The sequence below is a fragment of the Rhizobium sp. CFBP 13644 genome, assembly GCF_014842165.1.
GTDB classification, from domain to species: Bacteria; Pseudomonadota; Alphaproteobacteria; order Rhizobiales; family Rhizobiaceae; genus Agrobacterium; species Agrobacterium tumefaciens_C.
In genome coordinates this window covers 1-16,676 of the sequence record NZ_JACYVF010000010.1, presented here as the reverse complement: position 1 = coordinate 16,676, position 16,676 = coordinate 1, and the positions used below count along the sequence as shown (strand labels likewise).

11 protein-coding genes and 2 pseudogenes are annotated in these 16,676 nt (G+C 55.4%); 12 read left to right on the top strand and 1 reads right to left on the bottom strand.

What is annotated here, in order from left to right; translation table 11 throughout:
• From IFT53_RS20395 to brxC, 7 genes and pseudogenes are all read left to right on the top strand, one after another.
• Window positions 1-1,164 (top strand): tyrosine-type recombinase/integrase, encoded by a 1,164-nt coding sequence (locus IFT53_RS20395; RefSeq protein ID WP_192067367.1) that lies wholly within the window; start codon window positions 1-3, stop codon window positions 1,162-1,164.
• A gap of 164 nt (window positions 1,165-1,328) precedes the next feature.
• Window positions 1,329-1,559 carry a hypothetical protein gene (locus IFT53_RS20390; protein WP_446737701.1) on the top strand — a complete coding sequence of 77 codons (231 nt, stop codon included), beginning with the start codon at window positions 1,329-1,331 and terminating at the stop codon, window positions 1,557-1,559.
• 3 nt (window positions 1,560-1,562) lie between these two features.
• A pseudogene (locus IFT53_RS24200) lies at window positions 1,563-1,619 on the top strand (helix-turn-helix domain-containing protein); the annotation flags it as partial.
• A 738-nt stretch (window positions 1,620-2,357) separates the two neighbouring features.
• Complete coding sequence (locus IFT53_RS20385; RefSeq protein WP_192067369.1) at window positions 2,358-2,867, top strand: BrxE family protein; 510 nt, start codon at window positions 2,358-2,360, stop codon at window positions 2,865-2,867.
• Window positions 2,776-3,654 carry a BrxA family protein gene (locus IFT53_RS20380; RefSeq protein ID WP_342366656.1) on the top strand — a complete coding sequence of 293 codons (879 nt, stop codon included), beginning with the start codon at window positions 2,776-2,778 and terminating at the stop codon, window positions 3,652-3,654. The genes IFT53_RS20385 and IFT53_RS20380 overlap by 92 nt, the downstream gene beginning before the upstream one ends.
• Window positions 3,635-4,210 carry a BREX protein BrxB domain-containing protein gene (locus IFT53_RS20375; RefSeq protein WP_192067372.1) on the top strand — a complete coding sequence of 192 codons (576 nt, stop codon included), beginning with the start codon at window positions 3,635-3,637 and terminating at the stop codon, window positions 4,208-4,210. Before IFT53_RS20380 ends, IFT53_RS20375 begins: the two co-directional genes overlap by 20 nt.
• A 24-nt stretch (window positions 4,211-4,234) precedes the next feature.
• Window positions 4,235-7,861: a BREX system P-loop protein BrxC gene (gene brxC / locus IFT53_RS20370; RefSeq protein ID WP_192067374.1), complete on the top strand. Its 3,627-nt coding sequence runs from the start codon at window positions 4,235-4,237 to the stop codon at window positions 7,859-7,861.
• A gap of 32 nt (window positions 7,862-7,893) precedes the next feature.
• Here the strand turns inward: brxC and IFT53_RS23590 are convergent, their stop codons facing one another.
• Window positions 7,894-8,070 carry a hypothetical protein gene (locus IFT53_RS23590; protein WP_197980324.1) on the bottom strand — a complete coding sequence of 59 codons (177 nt, stop codon included), beginning with the start codon at window positions 8,068-8,070 and terminating at the stop codon, window positions 7,894-7,896.
• A 48-nt stretch (window positions 8,071-8,118) separates the two neighbouring features.
• Here IFT53_RS23590 and IFT53_RS20365 point away from each other — a divergent pair, with 48 nt between their 5' ends.
• From IFT53_RS20365 to IFT53_RS20345, 5 genes and pseudogenes are all read left to right on the top strand, one after another.
• Complete coding sequence (locus tag IFT53_RS20365; protein ID WP_197980323.1) at window positions 8,119-9,750, top strand: Eco57I restriction-modification methylase domain-containing protein; 1,632 nt, start codon at window positions 8,119-8,121, stop codon at window positions 9,748-9,750.
• Window positions 9,750-11,663, top strand: a complete 1,914-nt coding sequence (locus IFT53_RS20360; protein ID WP_192067378.1) for a type II restriction endonuclease subunit M — start codon at window positions 9,750-9,752, stop codon at window positions 11,661-11,663. Before IFT53_RS20365 ends, IFT53_RS20360 begins: the two co-directional genes overlap by 1 nt.
• 87 nt (window positions 11,664-11,750) lie before the next feature.
• Window positions 11,751-14,279: a PglZ domain-containing protein gene (locus IFT53_RS20355; protein WP_192067379.1), complete on the top strand. Its 2,529-nt coding sequence runs from the start codon at window positions 11,751-11,753 to the stop codon at window positions 14,277-14,279.
• Window positions 14,276-16,369, top strand: a complete 2,094-nt coding sequence (gene brxL, locus IFT53_RS20350; RefSeq protein WP_192067381.1) for a BREX system Lon protease-like protein BrxL — start codon at window positions 14,276-14,278, stop codon at window positions 16,367-16,369. The genes IFT53_RS20355 and brxL overlap by 4 nt, the downstream gene beginning before the upstream one ends.
• 62 nt (window positions 16,370-16,431) lie before the next feature.
• A pseudogene (locus IFT53_RS20345) lies at window positions 16,432-16,593 on the top strand (IS3 family transposase); the annotation flags it as partial.
• Between the last annotated feature and the right edge of the window lie 83 nt (window positions 16,594-16,676).

Genomic DNA, 16,676 nt, shown 5'->3' with positions numbered 1-16,676 from the left:
ATGCAATCCCATGCGGTCTCGATAGATCGCATTCAATCGAAAGATAGAAATATGAATGCATCAACGACTAACGCCTCAATCGTCTATCTCTATCAAGGCGAGCTGAGGCATGGTAAGGGTTTTCACCCCAAGACCGTCAACGATATCCTCCGCCACATCTGGCAGTTCGAGGAGCACACGGGTTCAGTGGACTTTCGAGCCGTTACCCTCAGGATGATTGAAGAGTTTAAAGAAGAGCTGATTGGCCCGGTGGACAAGATCGGCAAAGAGGGGCTGTCCGCCTCGACTATCGTACACACCTTTGGAAATCTGAAGGCGTTCTTCTCGTGGCTTTCCAATCAGGAGGGCTATAGGCGCTCGATCACCCGCCAGCTTTGCAATCATTTCAACCCCTCTCGTCATCTCGTCGAGTTGGCAGGCGCAGCGGCCCAGAAGTATGTCCCCAGCGCGGATCAACTCCGTTCCATCTTGGAGACAATGCCGGTGGATGCGCCGGCACAACGGCGGAACCGTGCGATGCTGGCCGCGCTCTTTCTATTTGGTGTCCGCGACGGTGCGCTGATCTCACTTCGCCTGAAACATGTCGATATCGACCGCAAGCAGGTTTTCCAAGACGCACGCGAGGTGAAAACCAAGTTCAGCAAGACGAGTTTCGTCGACTGGTTTCCAGTGGGTGACGACGTTGAAAGCATCGTCATTGAGTGGATTGCAGAACTGAGGAATATGGGTGCCGGGGACGATGCCCCTCTCTTTCCGACGGCACCGTTCAAGCCATGGGTTGGCCGACAGAGCATTGAGCTGGAATTTCTTACGACTGCCGCTCCCGTTCGGCAGGTCTTGCGTCGGGCAGCCGCTGCCGCGGGTGTCCCTTACTTCAAGCCCCACGCGGTTCGCTCGACCGTTGCAAAACTCTGCGATGAGTGGGCCGTGTCATTGCGCGACATGAAGGCGCTCAGCCAGAACCTTGGTCATGAGCAAATAAGCACCACCTCAAAGTATTATGGCGATGTCGATCCTGACGTGAAGCAGGAGTTGTTCCGCAAGATGCGAGAGAAACAGCGCAATCCGACGGCTCGCGACATTGGTGAGCTTGCCGAGAGGGCAAGCCTTAAAACACAGAATGTCGTGCGCACGATCCTGCTGATGGAGCTAGATGGGAACTGACGGTCAAATTGGTATGGCGGCAACACCCTTGCCGCCATACGTTCACAAGTTGCGATTGACTTGTGACATGCCAGGCCCAGCTTGCCATTACAATCTCACCAAATTGCCCATTTCAGCGCTGCTGCGGCCAATTTCGGACGCGGCTTCCGCATTGTCGCGTCTCGATGAGCGGATCGCCCGCGATTGCCCGCGGTTTGCTGGTGTCCGCAGAGCTTAAACTGAAAGAACATGACCGACTGGCGCTGGCGCGAACCATAATGAAACGCAAATTGATCGGAAAGCGCACGTCGTCAAAACTGCCGGAGCTGATCGAACTGGTCGTGACGAAGCCATTGGTATCGGATGATCACCAAGGAGATCGGCGTCATGCCGCTGGCGGCGCTGCGGATCATTGAGGAGTTGGGTCGCGGGAGGTGACGGGGAGAGGAAGGTTTCGGGCGTGGGGTGCGCTGTGACAATTTCAAACGCCAGCTAACAGTAGACCAATCAATGTCAGAAGATCCACATCGAGCTGAGAAGCACAGGCTCGAAAGTCTATCATCGGCACAGCGACTTTTTCTCGCAGTCGAGCGATCAACTCGAAGAGAAATGCTGTAGCCGGTTTGCGCTTCAGTGTAAGCGTGTTTATCCTTAAACATCGCGCGCGAAAGCTCCATGCGCTTCCACGCCGTCCAGATCGAGTCGATCGCCTTCGCCGTCTGCTAGAGCTCTGGTAAGAGCGTGGCCGCGTGAGCAGTCGCTCTCAAGCCTATATGCCCGGCGATGTGTTGCCGCGGCTTGGCAGAGCATGCGCCGCTAGCATGTAAAATCGGCAAGCTTGTTCGATGCAGGCATTGCACGGTCGCTACTGTGTCGCAGGCGTAAGCATCACGAATCACGCTGCTCTTTTGAGCAGTCGCTATCCACGCATTGGGCTTACCTACTAACATTGCGATTTATCAGTATATGGATGCGATTGATGGTTGCGGCCTATCCTCGATCGATCTAATTGATGAGGAGACGACGTCTGCTGTCCGAAATCTCGCGGGATTCACTAGTTGGATCGGCGACAGTGCGCGAAGAAGCATTAGTGACGAGATAAATTGATTGCAAAGAGTATTTTGGTGGGGGAGCAGCGCAATGAGAGCGAAAAGTGTGTGTGCTAGATTTAGCAGTTCCGCTTTTCTCGTAACATTGCAATTCTTGGTTTTGATATGCTAGCACAAAAAAAACCACTAAATGATCTGCTTAAAGTTCGGCTGCTCGTTGGCTATCTCGGTGAGATTGATCAATTTGGTTGGTGGAAAACCTTGTTCTACCAGTCAGCAAGTCACGCGTTTCTCGTTCCAATTTTTCCGCGTACAGGCCATGTCGCAAAATATCACGGTGTGGCCGAGGCGGCTCGGCTTGTTCATGATGAAAGCTTAAGTGCCGGATCGTATCACCTGTTTCGACTGCCAGAAGAACTGGAGCATGATCTGCATGCAACTCTTGTTGAAGCTGAGGACCAAACTATCCAAGAATTGTTGCTGCACACAAAAGATGCTGCCCTCGAGAAGCTCCGCGGGATGGGCGAGGCGCCGGTCTCCCCGCTAGATGGCCCCATCTCGCTAGGACAAATCGACTCGTTGCGTGCATCAAACTCCATCGCGCAACTGGCAGGCATTTACGCGGCTGCATTTCAGCGGGGAAACAAGGCTTTCCCCTATTTCAGTCGAGCCTGATGTGACCAGCGCAATTTATACAACTCAGCTTCAGGCAGGGTTGGGTTTGGTCGCAGAGACCAAGGCCCTACTGGACCTTTGGATTCCCGGCATGAATACTGGCGAACTCCAAGAAGTCGCACGGCAGTCCGGAAGTTTCCCAATGATCACCGCACGGAGGCTTCGCAATATCGTCACTGAGTGTTTTGCACCCCGCTACCTCGTTTCAGGAGCATCTCCCGCGTCTCACCTTAAGATGCTAATGGCATCCGTACCGATAGCTGACCTCATGCAACTAATGTTGCTATTCACAAGCAGGGCAAACCCTATCCTGGGAGATTTCGTACGAGAGATCTACTGGCCTCGTTATGCTGGTGGCTACCAACAGGTAAGTAACGAGGAGGCGCGCGCATTTGTCGAGCGATCGATCGATGATGGCCTTACTTCAAAGCGCTGGTCAGACACGACGGTCCGGAGGGTAGCGGGATACCTCACTGGTTGTTGTGCAGATTACGGCCTCCTGGAAAAGGGGCTTAGGTCGAATAGACGTATTCTTCCATACCGAGCGACGCCAACGGCTTCGGCCTATTTAGCGCACGACCTTCACTTCAAAGGCTTGGGCGACAATGCCTTGCTCACTCACCAGGATTGGCAACTCTTCGGGATGGCGCGCGAGGATGTCATCAATGAACTCAAGCGTCTGGCGTTGAAGGGCCACCTGATTGTGCAGGCAGCCGGGGACGTCGTACGTATCGGCTGGAAGCACCAAAGCATGGAGGCGCTCTGCGATGTCATCTCTAAAGGCTGATTTTGATGAGCTGCGTGAACGAATAAAGCAGGGCCGAGAACTCGGCCACGCCAGTTTCGAGCCTATCTTCTACCTTGTTTTCTCTCCAGAGCAGATTGTGAATGTCAAGCGACAGACGCCCGCTTGGATGTCTAAGCTCCGACGAGATCAGTGGGAGGTGGAGGTCTTTTCTATCGCAGAGCATCTTTGGGCGCTTCTCAGAGACGATCCGTTTTGGGAGCTCTGCGTAGCCGAAGACAGGTCCGCACCAATCGACTGGCAGCGCTCCAACAGAGCCCTTGCGGATATGATTACTACAGGCGGCGGCTTACTGTCGCGGCTGGAGGCCGTTCTGACGAAACAAGAAGGCAAACCGAATTCTCTTGTCTTGGTCACGGACATAGAAGCGCTGCATCCTTTCATGCGCATCGGTGCAATCGAGAGCCAGTTGCAGGGCAAATTCCATGTGCCCACCGTGTTCCTTTACCCCGGAGTGAGGACTGGCAAAACCCGACTGAAATTTCTGGGCTATTATCCTGAAGATGGCAATTACCGCTCCGTCCATGTGGGCGGGTGAACAAATTGATGCAGTGAGATGAACATGGCGATCCGCGCGCTCTTTGACCCGAACAAAGACATCCAAAGAACCATCGAGAAGGTCATCAGCTACGGCGCTTCAGAGGAAAGCCGTCTGAAGGCCGAAATCTCTGAGTATGTTGTTACCGACAGCATCGAAGAACAATTCCGTAAGCTTCTCGATCGCATGCAACTGGCCATGGAGGCCGGGGGGGAGAACGAGATAGGCGTCTGGGTCTCGGGATTTTATGGATCAGGCAAGAGCTCCTTTACTAAGTATCTTGGCATGGCGTTTGATGACAAACGCACCATTGATGGAACGCCTTTCATCAATCACCTTCAGGACCGGCTGAACAAGGCCCAAACGAAAGCTCTGCTTACTACGGTTGCGAGACGTTTCCCGGCTGCGGTCGTCATGCTGGATCTTGCGAGCGAGATGCTCGCCGGCGCGACTATGGAGGACGTCTCGACCGTCCTGTATTTTAAAGTCCTGCAGTGGGCCGGCTACTCTCGCAACCTGAAGGTTGCGGCGTTCGAGCGTATGGTCGAAAAAGATGGCCGTATGCAAGAATTGGAGGAGCGCGTAGGCCGCGCTCTGAAAGGCGCAGATTGGTCACGAGTTCAGAACAACCCGCTCGCCATCGATGGTCTGATCCCAAAGATTGCGCACGAGATGTATCCGGCGCTGTTCCCAGAACCCAAGTCCTTCTCCTCCAGCACGGAGGGATTTTACGAATTTGAAGATCAGCGCGTCCAAGCGATGATCGACATCGTTCGCGAGAAAAGCGGCAAAGAGAACATCATTTTCGTGGTCGATGAGGTCGGCCAGTATGTGGCGTCCCGAGACAACCTGATTCTCAATCTCGACGGGCTTGCAAAAAACCTAAAGCGGCTGGGAGATGGCAAAGTCTGGATCATCTCGACAGCGCAGCAAACGCTGACGGAGGATGATCCTCGCGCGACCCTCAATTCCGACAAGCTGTTCAAACTGAAGGATCGCTTTCCGATCCAGATTGACCTTGAGTCGAATGATATCAAGGAAATTTGCTATAGGCGTCTTCTCGGAAAGTCTGCGGCCGGCGGGGCAGAACTGGGCAAGATCTTTGACGCACACGGCCAAGCGTTGCGTCACAACACGAAGCTTCACGACGCAAGATACTACGACGCTGATTTCAGCCGTGAAAGCTTCATCAACCTCTATCCCTTCCTGCCGGCTCATTTTGATATCCTCCTCCATCTGCTCGGCGCGCTTGCGAAATCAACCGGCGGCATTGGCCTGCGCTCGGCGATCAAGGTCATTCAGGACGTTCTCAAGGGCGAAGGTGGGTCGAAGCCAATGGCCGACCAGCCAGTCGGCTGGCTCGCCACAACTGTTACACTGTATGACGACCTGGAGAAGGATATCAGGCGTGCCTTCCCTTCGATCTTCCAATCAGTTGGCAAAGTGCAGATCGAATATTTTGGCGGCGAGCTCCACCAGGAGGTAGCAAAAACCATCGCCATTCTTCAGATCCTCGGCAACCTACCAGTGACCGCCCAAAATGTTGCTGCTCTGATGCAGCCTGGCGTTACGGCGCCCTCGCGGCTCGACGAGGTCAAAAAAGCTGTCGAAGAGATGCTCGTCAATGTGCGTGTGCCGCTAGGCGAGAAGGACGGCAATCTCGTCTTCTTGAGTGAACGCTTGCGCGACATTGAGGAAGAGCGGGGTGGAATTGCCCTTCGGTCTGTTGATCTCAAAAGCATCTTCGCATCGAACCTGCGCGAAGTGTTCGACCCGCTCCCGCGCTATACCCTGCACGGTTCGATGGCTGTTGCCACAGGCGTGAAACTGCAATCAGGCAGTATCGCGACTAGCGTCGCGGGCGATCAGAATGCCATCCAGACCGTTGTTGAGTTCGTCAAGGCCGACGACTACGAAACCGCCCGAACGAGGATGCTCGACGACTCGCGCGGACGCCAGAACCGCAATGTCATTGGCCTTGTTGCGCGAACCAGCACAGACCTCGATGATCTCAATGGCGAGATCTATCGTTGTCAGCGCATTGCCGAACTTCACCGCAATGATCCGGAGCAGGAGATCAGAGATTATTGCACCGGTCAGTTGGAACGCGCTGCCAAGTTGTCGCTACAACTTCAGAGCAAAATTAAGCAGGCGCTCCAGGCCGGTTCCTTTGTCTTCCGGGGTGAAGCAACCGCCGTTGCTACGTTGGACGCTGACCTTCTGGAGGCAGCGAAGAAGCTGCTTGGCAAGGTCGCGGCAGAGGTTTTCGACCGTTACGTGGAAGCCCCGGTTCGTGTGCCAACAGACAATGCGGAGAAGTTCCTCAAAGTCGCCAATCCCGCCGCTCTTGCAAGCACGCTCGACCCCTTGAGCTTGGTTCAAACGGTTGCCGGCAAAGCCAGCTTCCGGACGGATCACCGCGCTATGATCAGCATCCGCGATTACATTGATCGTCATGGCAGTGCCAACGGCAAGCGCCTATCGGATGACTTCTCCAACGATCCGTTCGGCTGGTCTCCAGACACCACCCGATACATCCTGGCTGCCATGCTGATGGCGGGGGAAATCAAGTTGACAGTATCAGGCCGGGAAGTCACTGCGGCCGGCGCCCAGGCGATCGAGGCGCTCAAGACAAATAATAGCTTCCGCCAGGTCGGTGTTTCTCTTCGTCATGAACGGCCCTCGAACGAGACACTCAGCCGAGCAGCGCAGCGATTGACGGATCTCCTTGGCGACGTCGTCATCCCGCTGGAGCAAGAAATCAGCAAAGCGACAGCCAAACACTTCACACAGTTGCAGTTGGAATACGGAACGCTGTCCGAAAGGCTAAGTCGCCTGGGGCTTGGCGGCAGCGAACGAGTCAAAGGGATGAACCAGGAGATTGCCGATATCCTGTTCACCGACGCCTCCGATGCCCCGCAACGGCTCGGCGCTGAAGAGTCGTCGATTTACACCAATTTGAAGTGGGCGCACAAGGTCAAGCGCGCGCTCGACAATGGTCTGGAAAAAACGCTTAGCGAACTCCAGGATCACTGCCGCGAAATCAGCCAATTGCCAAATACCGGGGTTCCGGGCGACCTTCGTCGGGATTCGGAAGATGCCCTGAAAACTGTGATGGACTGGATCGCCACGGATGAGTTTTATCGTCATGCGGCCAATTTCAGCACGCAGCTAACCGAGACAAAGGCTCGAGTGAGAGATGCCGTCGCCACATTGGTAGACCAGCAAAAGCAGCGGCTGAAGGATGGCCTAGAAGATTTGCAGCGTGTTCCCGAATGGAGCGAGCTCACGCAGGAAGAGCGGAGCAACGTCGCTGCTCGGCTTGATGCCTTGGAGATCAGCGTTGACCATAATCTCGCAGGCCTGAAGCGGCTTCTGACCCGGGACTACGACATCAACAGCACGGTTGACGACTTGCGCCGCTTCATTCAGCGCCAGGGACAAGAGCGCATCCTGCAACGCGTTGAAGCGAAACCGAAGGGTATGGAGGACGTCGGCCCCAAGAAGCGGACCGAGGCGGTCCAGCTGCCAGCAAAGCTGACGACCCTCGCCGATCTGGAAATGCTGATTAAGCGCTTGAACGAGCTTCGCGGTCAGTTTTCAACCTATCAGAATGTCGAGCTCTCGCTCATTATTGAGGGAGAGAAATAGACATGGCTTTCGATCAGGCAACACGGGGCCGTTTACAGCGCTTTGTGAATGAGGCTCGCAAGGCGCTTGAAGAAGAATTTACGCGCCAACTGCAGCTTGACTACGGGCTTGATCCCGCCTCTGGTACGGTAACGCCAATCGAAAACCTGCGTCATCTCAACGACACGCAGAGAGAAACGGCGCGTATACTGCGGGACACGCTGGCGCATTATTGCGCAAGTCCAGGGACAAGTCCCGCCTCGGGTCTTGACCGCATCGTGCGGGAGCAGGCCTTTACCGTTCTCAACCGACTGGCAGCATTGCGCATGGCGGAAGCGCGCGGGCTGTTGATCGAATCTGTCGGCAACGGATACCAGGCGAAAGGCTTTCAGCTTTATGCCCGGCTGGCGGGAGCTGGCCTTGGCGAAACCGGTGATGCCTATCGCACCTATCTTCTGAGTGTTTTCGATGAGCTATCGCAGGATCTGCCGGCTCTCTTCGATCGCTACTCGCCGCAAGGGCGTCTGTTTCCGCGCGAAGCGGCGCTTGTACAGGTCCTGTCTCTGATCAATCACGGTGAAATCGATCCCCTCTGGGCCGAGGATGAGACGATCGGCTGGATCTACCAGTATTTCAACTCCAAGGAAGAGCGCAAAGCCATGCGCGACGCGTCCCAGGCGCCGCGCAACAGCCGCGAACTGGCGGTACGCAATCAGTTTTTCACGCCCCGCTATGTGGTGGAATTCCTGGTCGACAACACGTTGGGGCGGCTCTGGTTCAACTGGACAGGGGGGCAGACGGGGCTTCGTGACCGCTGCCAGTATCTGCTGGTGAAACCGGACGAACAGCCTGAAGCGGCAAAGAAGCTGCGCGACCCGCGCACGATCAAGCTGCTCGACCCCGCTTGCGGTTCCATGCATTTCGGTCTCTATGCCTTCGACCTGTTTGAGGAGATTTATCGCGAGGCCTGGGACTGGGAGCAGACCCATGGCCCCACAGCACTCGATCGAGAAACCGGCGGCAGCCCCGATCTGAAACCTTTTGCTCAAACCTATGCCGATCAGGATGCGCTGCTTCGGGACGTGCCGCGGCTGATCATCGAGCACAATATTTATGGCGTCGATATTGACCCACGGGCGGCACAGATTGCATCTCTGGCCTTGTGGCTACGGGCGCAGCGGGCCTGGCATGAAACGGATGTGAAGGCCAAGGACCGACCGCAGGTGGGCCAGGGTCAGGTGGTGGCCGCAGTGGCACCGCCGGCCGAGGTGGACCTACGTAAACGGTTTATGGAGGACCTCGACCCGCTGGACGCCCAGCTTTTCGAGCAAACGCTGTTTATGCTCAAGGGCCTGCCGGAGCTTGGTGTGCTGCTGCAGGTCGAAAAGGAGCTGCCTGCACTCATCCGCATGGTCTTCGGCGAGCATGGAGATCTGTTTCGTGCCGAAGATATGGCGCAATGGCAGAAGGCCGAGGCGCGGCTGCGCGAGGCACTGATGGACTATGCGCGCGCAGCACGCTCGACCTATCAGGGTCGGCTGTTTGCCGAGGATGCGTTGCAGGGGCTACGGATGATCGATCACTGCAGGGAGGTGTTCGATGTGGTCGTGATGAACCCGCCGTTTGGCGCGCTGACTTCAGGAACAAAAGATCAGTTAATAAAATCCTACCCAAGAAGTAAGAACGACCTACTCGCAATTTTTGTCGAACGCGGCTTGGACTTAATGCGAGATCGCGGTCGCCTTGGCGCGATCACTTCAAGGACTTGCTTTTTTCTCTCCAGCTTTGAGACATGGCGCGAAGAGATCATTCTCGGAGTTGCTCAACCTGAAACGATGGCAGATTTGGGAATGGGTGTCATGGATGATGCGATGGTAGAGGCTGCAGCATATACTTTGGAAAAAATTTGATGAGCATATTTTTGCGATTGCTTAGTCACGCCGACAAAGGTTTAGCGTTGCAACAAGCTTGCCTGCGCAGCCGCAGGAGCGTGTGTGACGATGACATCATTCACCTAGATCCCACAGAATTTTCGAAGATTCCTGGCTCTCCTTTCTCATATTGGGTGAGTACCGATATTAGAGAGTCATTTGAACGCTTTCCGCCTTTCGAAAGTGACGGAAGAACGGCAAAAGTTGGTCTCGCTACTGCCAATGATTTCCGCTTCTTGAAGTGCTGGTGGGAAGTATCCCTGTCCGACGAGGACTATAAAGATCGGTGGCCAAGCTTCGCAAAAGGTGGAGTATTCTCTCAGTTTTATGGCGATCTCCCCCTGGTTCTTAAATGGAATGATGCTGGTTCGGAGTTGAAGGAGAGCGTCATCCTACAACACGGAAACGCCGGAAAACGAGTTTACAACGAGGAATACTACTTTCTGCCCGCTATAACGTGGCCGTTACGGACCAGTCGTTTCTCGCCACAGCTTCTACCGTCGGGGTCCATTTTCTCAGTTCGAGGCTATACGGCGCATACGCCGGGCCAAGAGATGGCAACGCTTTCATTATTTGCCAGTCGTGCATTTGACTACGTATTCAAGACAGCATTGGGAAGATATGGTCACCCCGAGTTTATTGTTGGTGTGCTGCAAAAACTTCCCTGGCCGCAATTTGATGAAGCAACGGCCGAAAGACTTGCCAGCTTGGCTCGAAGAGGATGGTCAATTAAAAGGATGGATAAGCTGGCGGACGAAACGTCTCGCGTTTTCATTCTTCCTGCAGCACTAAAAGATCGACTGTCCGCAGCGGACTCGTGGATCGCCTCTTCTCATCTACAAGATGTATTATCCGAGATCGATGAGATTGCCTTTGATCTCTACAAATTCGATGAAGCGGATCGGGCTTTAGCGCGAGTGTCAGGTGGCTCGATCACTGAGGTGGTAAGCGACGAGGCGAAGTGCCTTGATTCTGAGGAAAGTGAAGACGACGATCGTGACGAAGTGATCGATCAAACAGACAGCCTTCTCAGTTGGGCTCTCGGCACCGCCTTCGGCCGCTTCGACTGGCGTTTGGCAACCGGTGAGCGTGAAGCCCCGCCAGAGCCTGACCCGTTTGACCCGCTGCCGGCCAAGAGCCCCGGCATGCTGCCCGACGGTGCCGCACCGTTCCACGATCACAGCGGAATCCTCGTTGACGACCAGGGCCACCCGCATGATCTGCCGCGGCTGATCGAAGAAGTCCTAACCCGCGTCCAGACGGATGTGCCGGCAGACGTGCGCCGTAGGCTGCAGCGTGATTTCTTCCCCCTGCACTTAAAGCAATACAGCAAGAGCCGCCGTAAGGCCCCGATCTATTGGCCGCTCTCGACCACTTCGGGCAGCTATACGCTGTGGCTCTATTCCCCCAGCCTGACCAGCCAGACGCTCTACACTGCCGTCAACGATTTCGTAGAGCCGAAACTAAAGCAGGTCAGCCGCGACGTCGCCATCCTGCGCGAGAAGGGCGCTGCCCGCACCCGCGATGACGAAAAGGCGTTCGAAGCGCTTCAGGCGCTTGAGCTGGAACTGATCGAGCTGCGCGATACCCTACTGGACATAGCCCCGACCTATCGTCCCAACCATGACGACGGTGTGCAGATCACGGCCGCACCCCTGTGGCCGCTGTTCCGCCACAAGCTCTGGCAGAAGGTCTTGAAAGACACCTGGGCCAAGCTTGAAAAGGGCGATTATGACTGGGCGCATCTGGCCATGGCTTATTGGCCCGACCGCGTACGCGAAAAGTGCAAGACCGATAAGTCGTTCGCCATCGCCCACGACCTGGAGGATCTCTACGAGCCGGTGCCCTCGACGGAGGGCGGCAAGAAAAAGAAGAAGGGCAGCGGGGCATGAGGCGATATTCGAATAGTGCCACGCCGATCAGCTCCTTTTGCGTCTTGAACGATATGAACGACGGATGTTTAGAAGAGATTTGAACCGATGAGCATTGCACATTTCATCAAGGAGCAAATCCTCCTGAAACGCCTTGTAAAGGCGGGATGCATGGTCGTTTACGATCCCAACCATCGATACCGCGATCTATGCCTGAGCCTGGCAAGTGACCGCATCGTCGTCGTCGATGTATCGGAGGGGGGCATCGAGGCGCGCGAAGCAGCCCTTTCCGCGCTGCTTGAACTTGGCAAGCCGGAACCAGCCATCGATGGGCTGCAGATCTATGTGCCAGCGCGCAAGCCGGACACGGACGAGGCCATGCAATTGGACCCGTTTTCCATCTACTCGACCTGCGGGGCAGTTTTCCCGCAGGATGACGGCGATGAATATCTGAGCCTATGCCTTCGCGCACGCCCGGACCACACCACCGAGATCCGCAAGGCCTTTGCAGCCGCACCCGCGGGCCCCGCATTCTCCGTTATCGACGCCATCGGCGGCGGCGCCAGTTGGCCCCATCTACGCGCCGCGTTGGGCGTGGAATCGTGCCGGGAGATCCTGACCGCGCTTCTGGTGCCCAACGAAAAGCAGTCTGCCGAGTTGAGCCGGCAGGAGGGCTGGTCCGACGAGGCGCGGGAATTCCTGCGGGCGACGCTGTCGATGAGCGTCAAAACGCGCGGCAAGACCTGGAGCGCTTTGGCCGACGAACTCTGGCGCTTTGTTCTGTTTAGCGAATTTGCATTCGATCTGCCGGGTGCTTTGCCAGGTGCCATCAAGGATGTTCCCCATGCACCGGTCGAGGCGCGTCCCGTCATCGATGACGTATGTGAGCGACTGCGCAACGATCCACGCTGGAAATCGACCTATATCGAACGTGCAGAGACCATTGAGGCCGAGCTCAATCTACCGAAGCAATGCGCCTCGATCGAGGATCTTGGCGAGCGCGACACCTTCCCATTCGAAGAGCGCACCTATTTGAGCGTCGCCATCAAAGGCATCACCATTGGAGATCTGGATGCCGCGCGGACGGTTCTGGCACGCCATAAACACTCGGTTTGGCTGGGCAAAGCCGAGAGCCAGGCGCAATGGGAATTGGTACGTTCAAGTCTCAATCTCCTCGAAGCCTGCGAGGACTATGAGCGTCAGCTCCTTGATCGCGCCCGCACGCAATCAGACCTAATCGATTTTTATGTCACGACGCTGCGTGAAGTCGATCGCCTCCAGCGCGAATTTGAGCAGGCCGTCGGAGAGTTTATTGACCCTCAGGACATGATGCATGCGGTCATTCATCAATCTCGCCAGAGCTATCGGCGGCTGGCTGAGAAGGTGCAGACCATCTTCATGAAGCATCTCGCCACGTCTGGCTGGCCGCCTGCTGAGCGGTTGGCAAACGCAGAAACGTTCGATCGTTTTGTCGGTTCGCGTCTCAAGGATTCTGGTCGCCGAGTGGCCTACATCCTGGTTGACGCGCTCCGTTATGAACTCGGCGTCGCCCTGGAAAAGATGCTGTCTGAAGACGGACCGGTCGAGCTTTTTTCTGCGTTCGCGCAATTGCCGACAATTACGCCCGTCGGCATGGCCAGTTTGCTGCCAGATGCTAGGTCACAGCTGACTTTGACCACGGAAACCGGGACGCTTGTCCCAAAGCTTGGCGGTATAGCGCTCGCCAATGTGAACGCACGAATGGATATACTTCGACTCAAATTCGGTGATCGCTTCAGCGAAATGACTCTCGCCGATTTCGTTCGTGGAAAATCAAAAATTCTAACCACCGTGGATCTGCTCGTGCTCCGATCCACGGAAATTGACAGCCAGCTTGAGAACAATCCGGAGACAACGCTCGGCCTCATCCCGTCAACGCTCAAATTTGTCCGCAATGCGCTCCACAAACTGAAAGGCATGGGCTTCAACGATGCCGTGATTGTCACAGATCACGGGTTCTTCTTGAACGCCCAGGCGGATCATGGCGATGTGTGCGCCAAGCCCGCAGGCAATTGGGTCGTGAATGCTCATGACCGCATGCTTCTTGGCACCGGTAACGAGGATGGCAACAATCTCGTCGTATCGGCTGAGCGGATTGGCGTCCGTTCCGATGTTCCGCAAGTGGCGCTGCCGAGGAGCATGGCCCCTTATAGCAGTGGTCATCTTTACTTCCATGGTGGCGCATCGTTGGCCGAGGCCGTCGTTCCCGTTCTTGTAGCGCGCCTCGATTCTGGCGCGAAAGCAGCCGTTTCGCACTCTTCCGTTGAGCTGCGGTATCGCAACGGCGCTACGCGGATCACGACTCGTGTGCCAGTGATCGAGGTTGCCTTGCACTCAGATGACATGTTCTCGCGTGACGTCAGCGTTGAGATCCTGCTAGAGGCACAGGACGCCAAGGGGCAGGTTGTAGGTGAGCCCAAACCGAGCGCCGACGTTAACCCCGCCACGCGCACGATCAGTCTTTATCCGGGTGATCGTAAGCAGATAGCTTTGGGCATGAGCCCTGAGTTTGAGGGCAAATTTACGGTCAAGGCCTTAAACCCCACAACCTTGGCCAGCTTCTTCACTCTCACCCTTGAGACGGACTACACCGTATGAGCGATCACGACCAACTCGATACGAAGCTCCTCTCGGCATTTGATGGAAAGGTGGTCCGAAAAGACCTCCTGCATCGGATCAAAAAAGGAACAAATGTACCGACGTTTGTTCTTGAATTCTTGCTCGCTCGTTTCTGCGCCAGCGACAGCCAGGCGGAAATTGATGCGGGCATGGAGGCGGTGCTTGCAACGTTGCAGGATAACTATGTGCGTCCTGATGAGGCGAATGCAGCGCAGTCTAAGGTCGCGACGAAGGGAACACACCGCTTCATCGACAAGGTACACGTGCGCTATGTCGAGAAGGAAAAACGGCATTGGGCGTCCCTAGAGAACTTCAATTCCCAACGCATTGCGATCGGCGAGAAGTTCTATCGCGACAATGACCGCCTGCTCGAAGGTGGAATTTGGGCGGAGGTTACACTCGCCCATAACGATATCGAGGAAGACAAGTACGCCTTCTACATCGAAGATCTGCGGCCCATACAATTGTCGCGGTTCGATTTTGCGCGCTATGCCGAAGGGCGGAATGAATTCACGCGTAACGAGTGGATCGATGCCATTATGCGCTCGGTCGGTTTGGAACCGTCAAAACTCGACCAGCGTGTGAAGATGCATTTCATCGCCCGGCTTGCTGCGCTGGTGGAGCCGAACTTCAACTATATTGAGCTCGGTCCGCGAGGCACGGGCAAATCCTACTTCTTCAGCGAGTTCTCGCCATACGCCACCCTTATTTCAGGGGGGCAGGCCACCAAGGCAACACTCTTTTACAACAATGCCAGGCGCAAAGTTGGTCTGGTCGGTTATTGGGACACGGTCGCTTTCGACGAGGTTGGCGGCATCAAAGTGCGTGATCCGGACACCATCCAGATCATGAAAGACTTCATGGCGAATGGCAGGTTCTCGCGGGGCGCGGAAATCATCGCGGATGCGAGCTTGAGCTTCGTTGGAAACATCGATCTTTCGGTGCAGCAGGTTGTCAATTCAACGGAATATGACCTATTCCAGCCCTTGCCGCCTGAGCTGGATCTGGCGGTGATGGATCGGTTTGCGGCTTATATTCCCGGCTGGGAAATGCCCAAGAACAGCAGCTCATTCCTCACGAACCGATATGGCTTCATTACCGACTATTTGGCGGAGGCCTTCCACTATCAGTTCAAACATACAAACCGGTATGAGGAGGTCAGCCGCCGCGTCCGCCTGGGGAAGGCAGTTGAAGGCCGTGACGAGAAGGGCATAAAAAAAACCATCTGCGCATTTTTAAAAATCCTCCATCCAGACGGGCCTCCTACGGATGAAGAGTTCGATGAATACGTTGCCTACGCTGTCGAATGCCGGCGTCGCGTGAAAGAGCAGATGAACAAACGCAAGCCCGATGACGAGTTTGCCAAGATTGGTCTCTCTTTTTTTGATGCGACGGGCACAGAGGTGGTCGTCTACTGCCCAGAGTCGAAGAATGCAGAGGCGACTCAGCAGCCTCCGCGGCGCCGATTGAGACAAAGCGCGGAAGGCTCTATGACTGAAGGCGCAATGGCCGTGTCGCCAGTAGCCAATCAGCCGTTGGACAAATCGAAAGATAAAGCGTCACCCACCCAAGAAATTACCGAGCCGGAATTGAAGGAACAGCATTTTAGCGTCCTGTACGGCGACACGGGACACAGCTACGAGTCTATCATAGGCCCATATTTGCGTGGCGCGAAATCGGTGGTCATCGAGGACCCCTATATCCGTATGCAGCACCAGATCCAAAATTTCGTTAGGTTCTGTGAAACTGTTCTTCGTCACAGCGTTGCCAAAAAGATCACGCTTGTTACTGGCTACGACGACAAGACGCAGTTCGCCGAAATCTCGGAAAAGCTCGAAGAGCTCAAGCAAAGCCTACTGGAACTCGATGTCTCCCTCGAGATAATACTCAATCCCAACCTGCACGATCGGGAAATCAGGATAGACAACGGGTGGGTCATTAAGATTGGTCGTGGTCTAGACTTTTACCAGAAGCCAGGTGGGTGGTTCGAGGTAGGGTCGCACGATCTGAGTCTGCGAAAGTGCTTGGAAACAAAGGTTGATATATTCCGCGACCGACCAATGCTGTGAGCACAACGGTCGTGAACCGTCCCGGCTTTGCGGGAGGCCCCAACTCATGAGAAGTAGGGTCTATGACGAGTATAACGACGAACAAATTTTCCCCTGAAGTCCGCGCCCGCGCCGTTCGAATGGTGGCGGAGCACGAGGCCGAGCATCCGTCCCGCTGGGCTGCGGTATCTTCCATAGCCTCCAAGATCGGCTGCTCGGCGCATACGCTCCACGAATGGGTGAAGAGTAACCGGTGTTCCGCTCCCACGTTGCCCTTCGGCGTTTGATCTGTGATCGAGTTTTCATGGATAAAGAGCGGGAGTTTCTC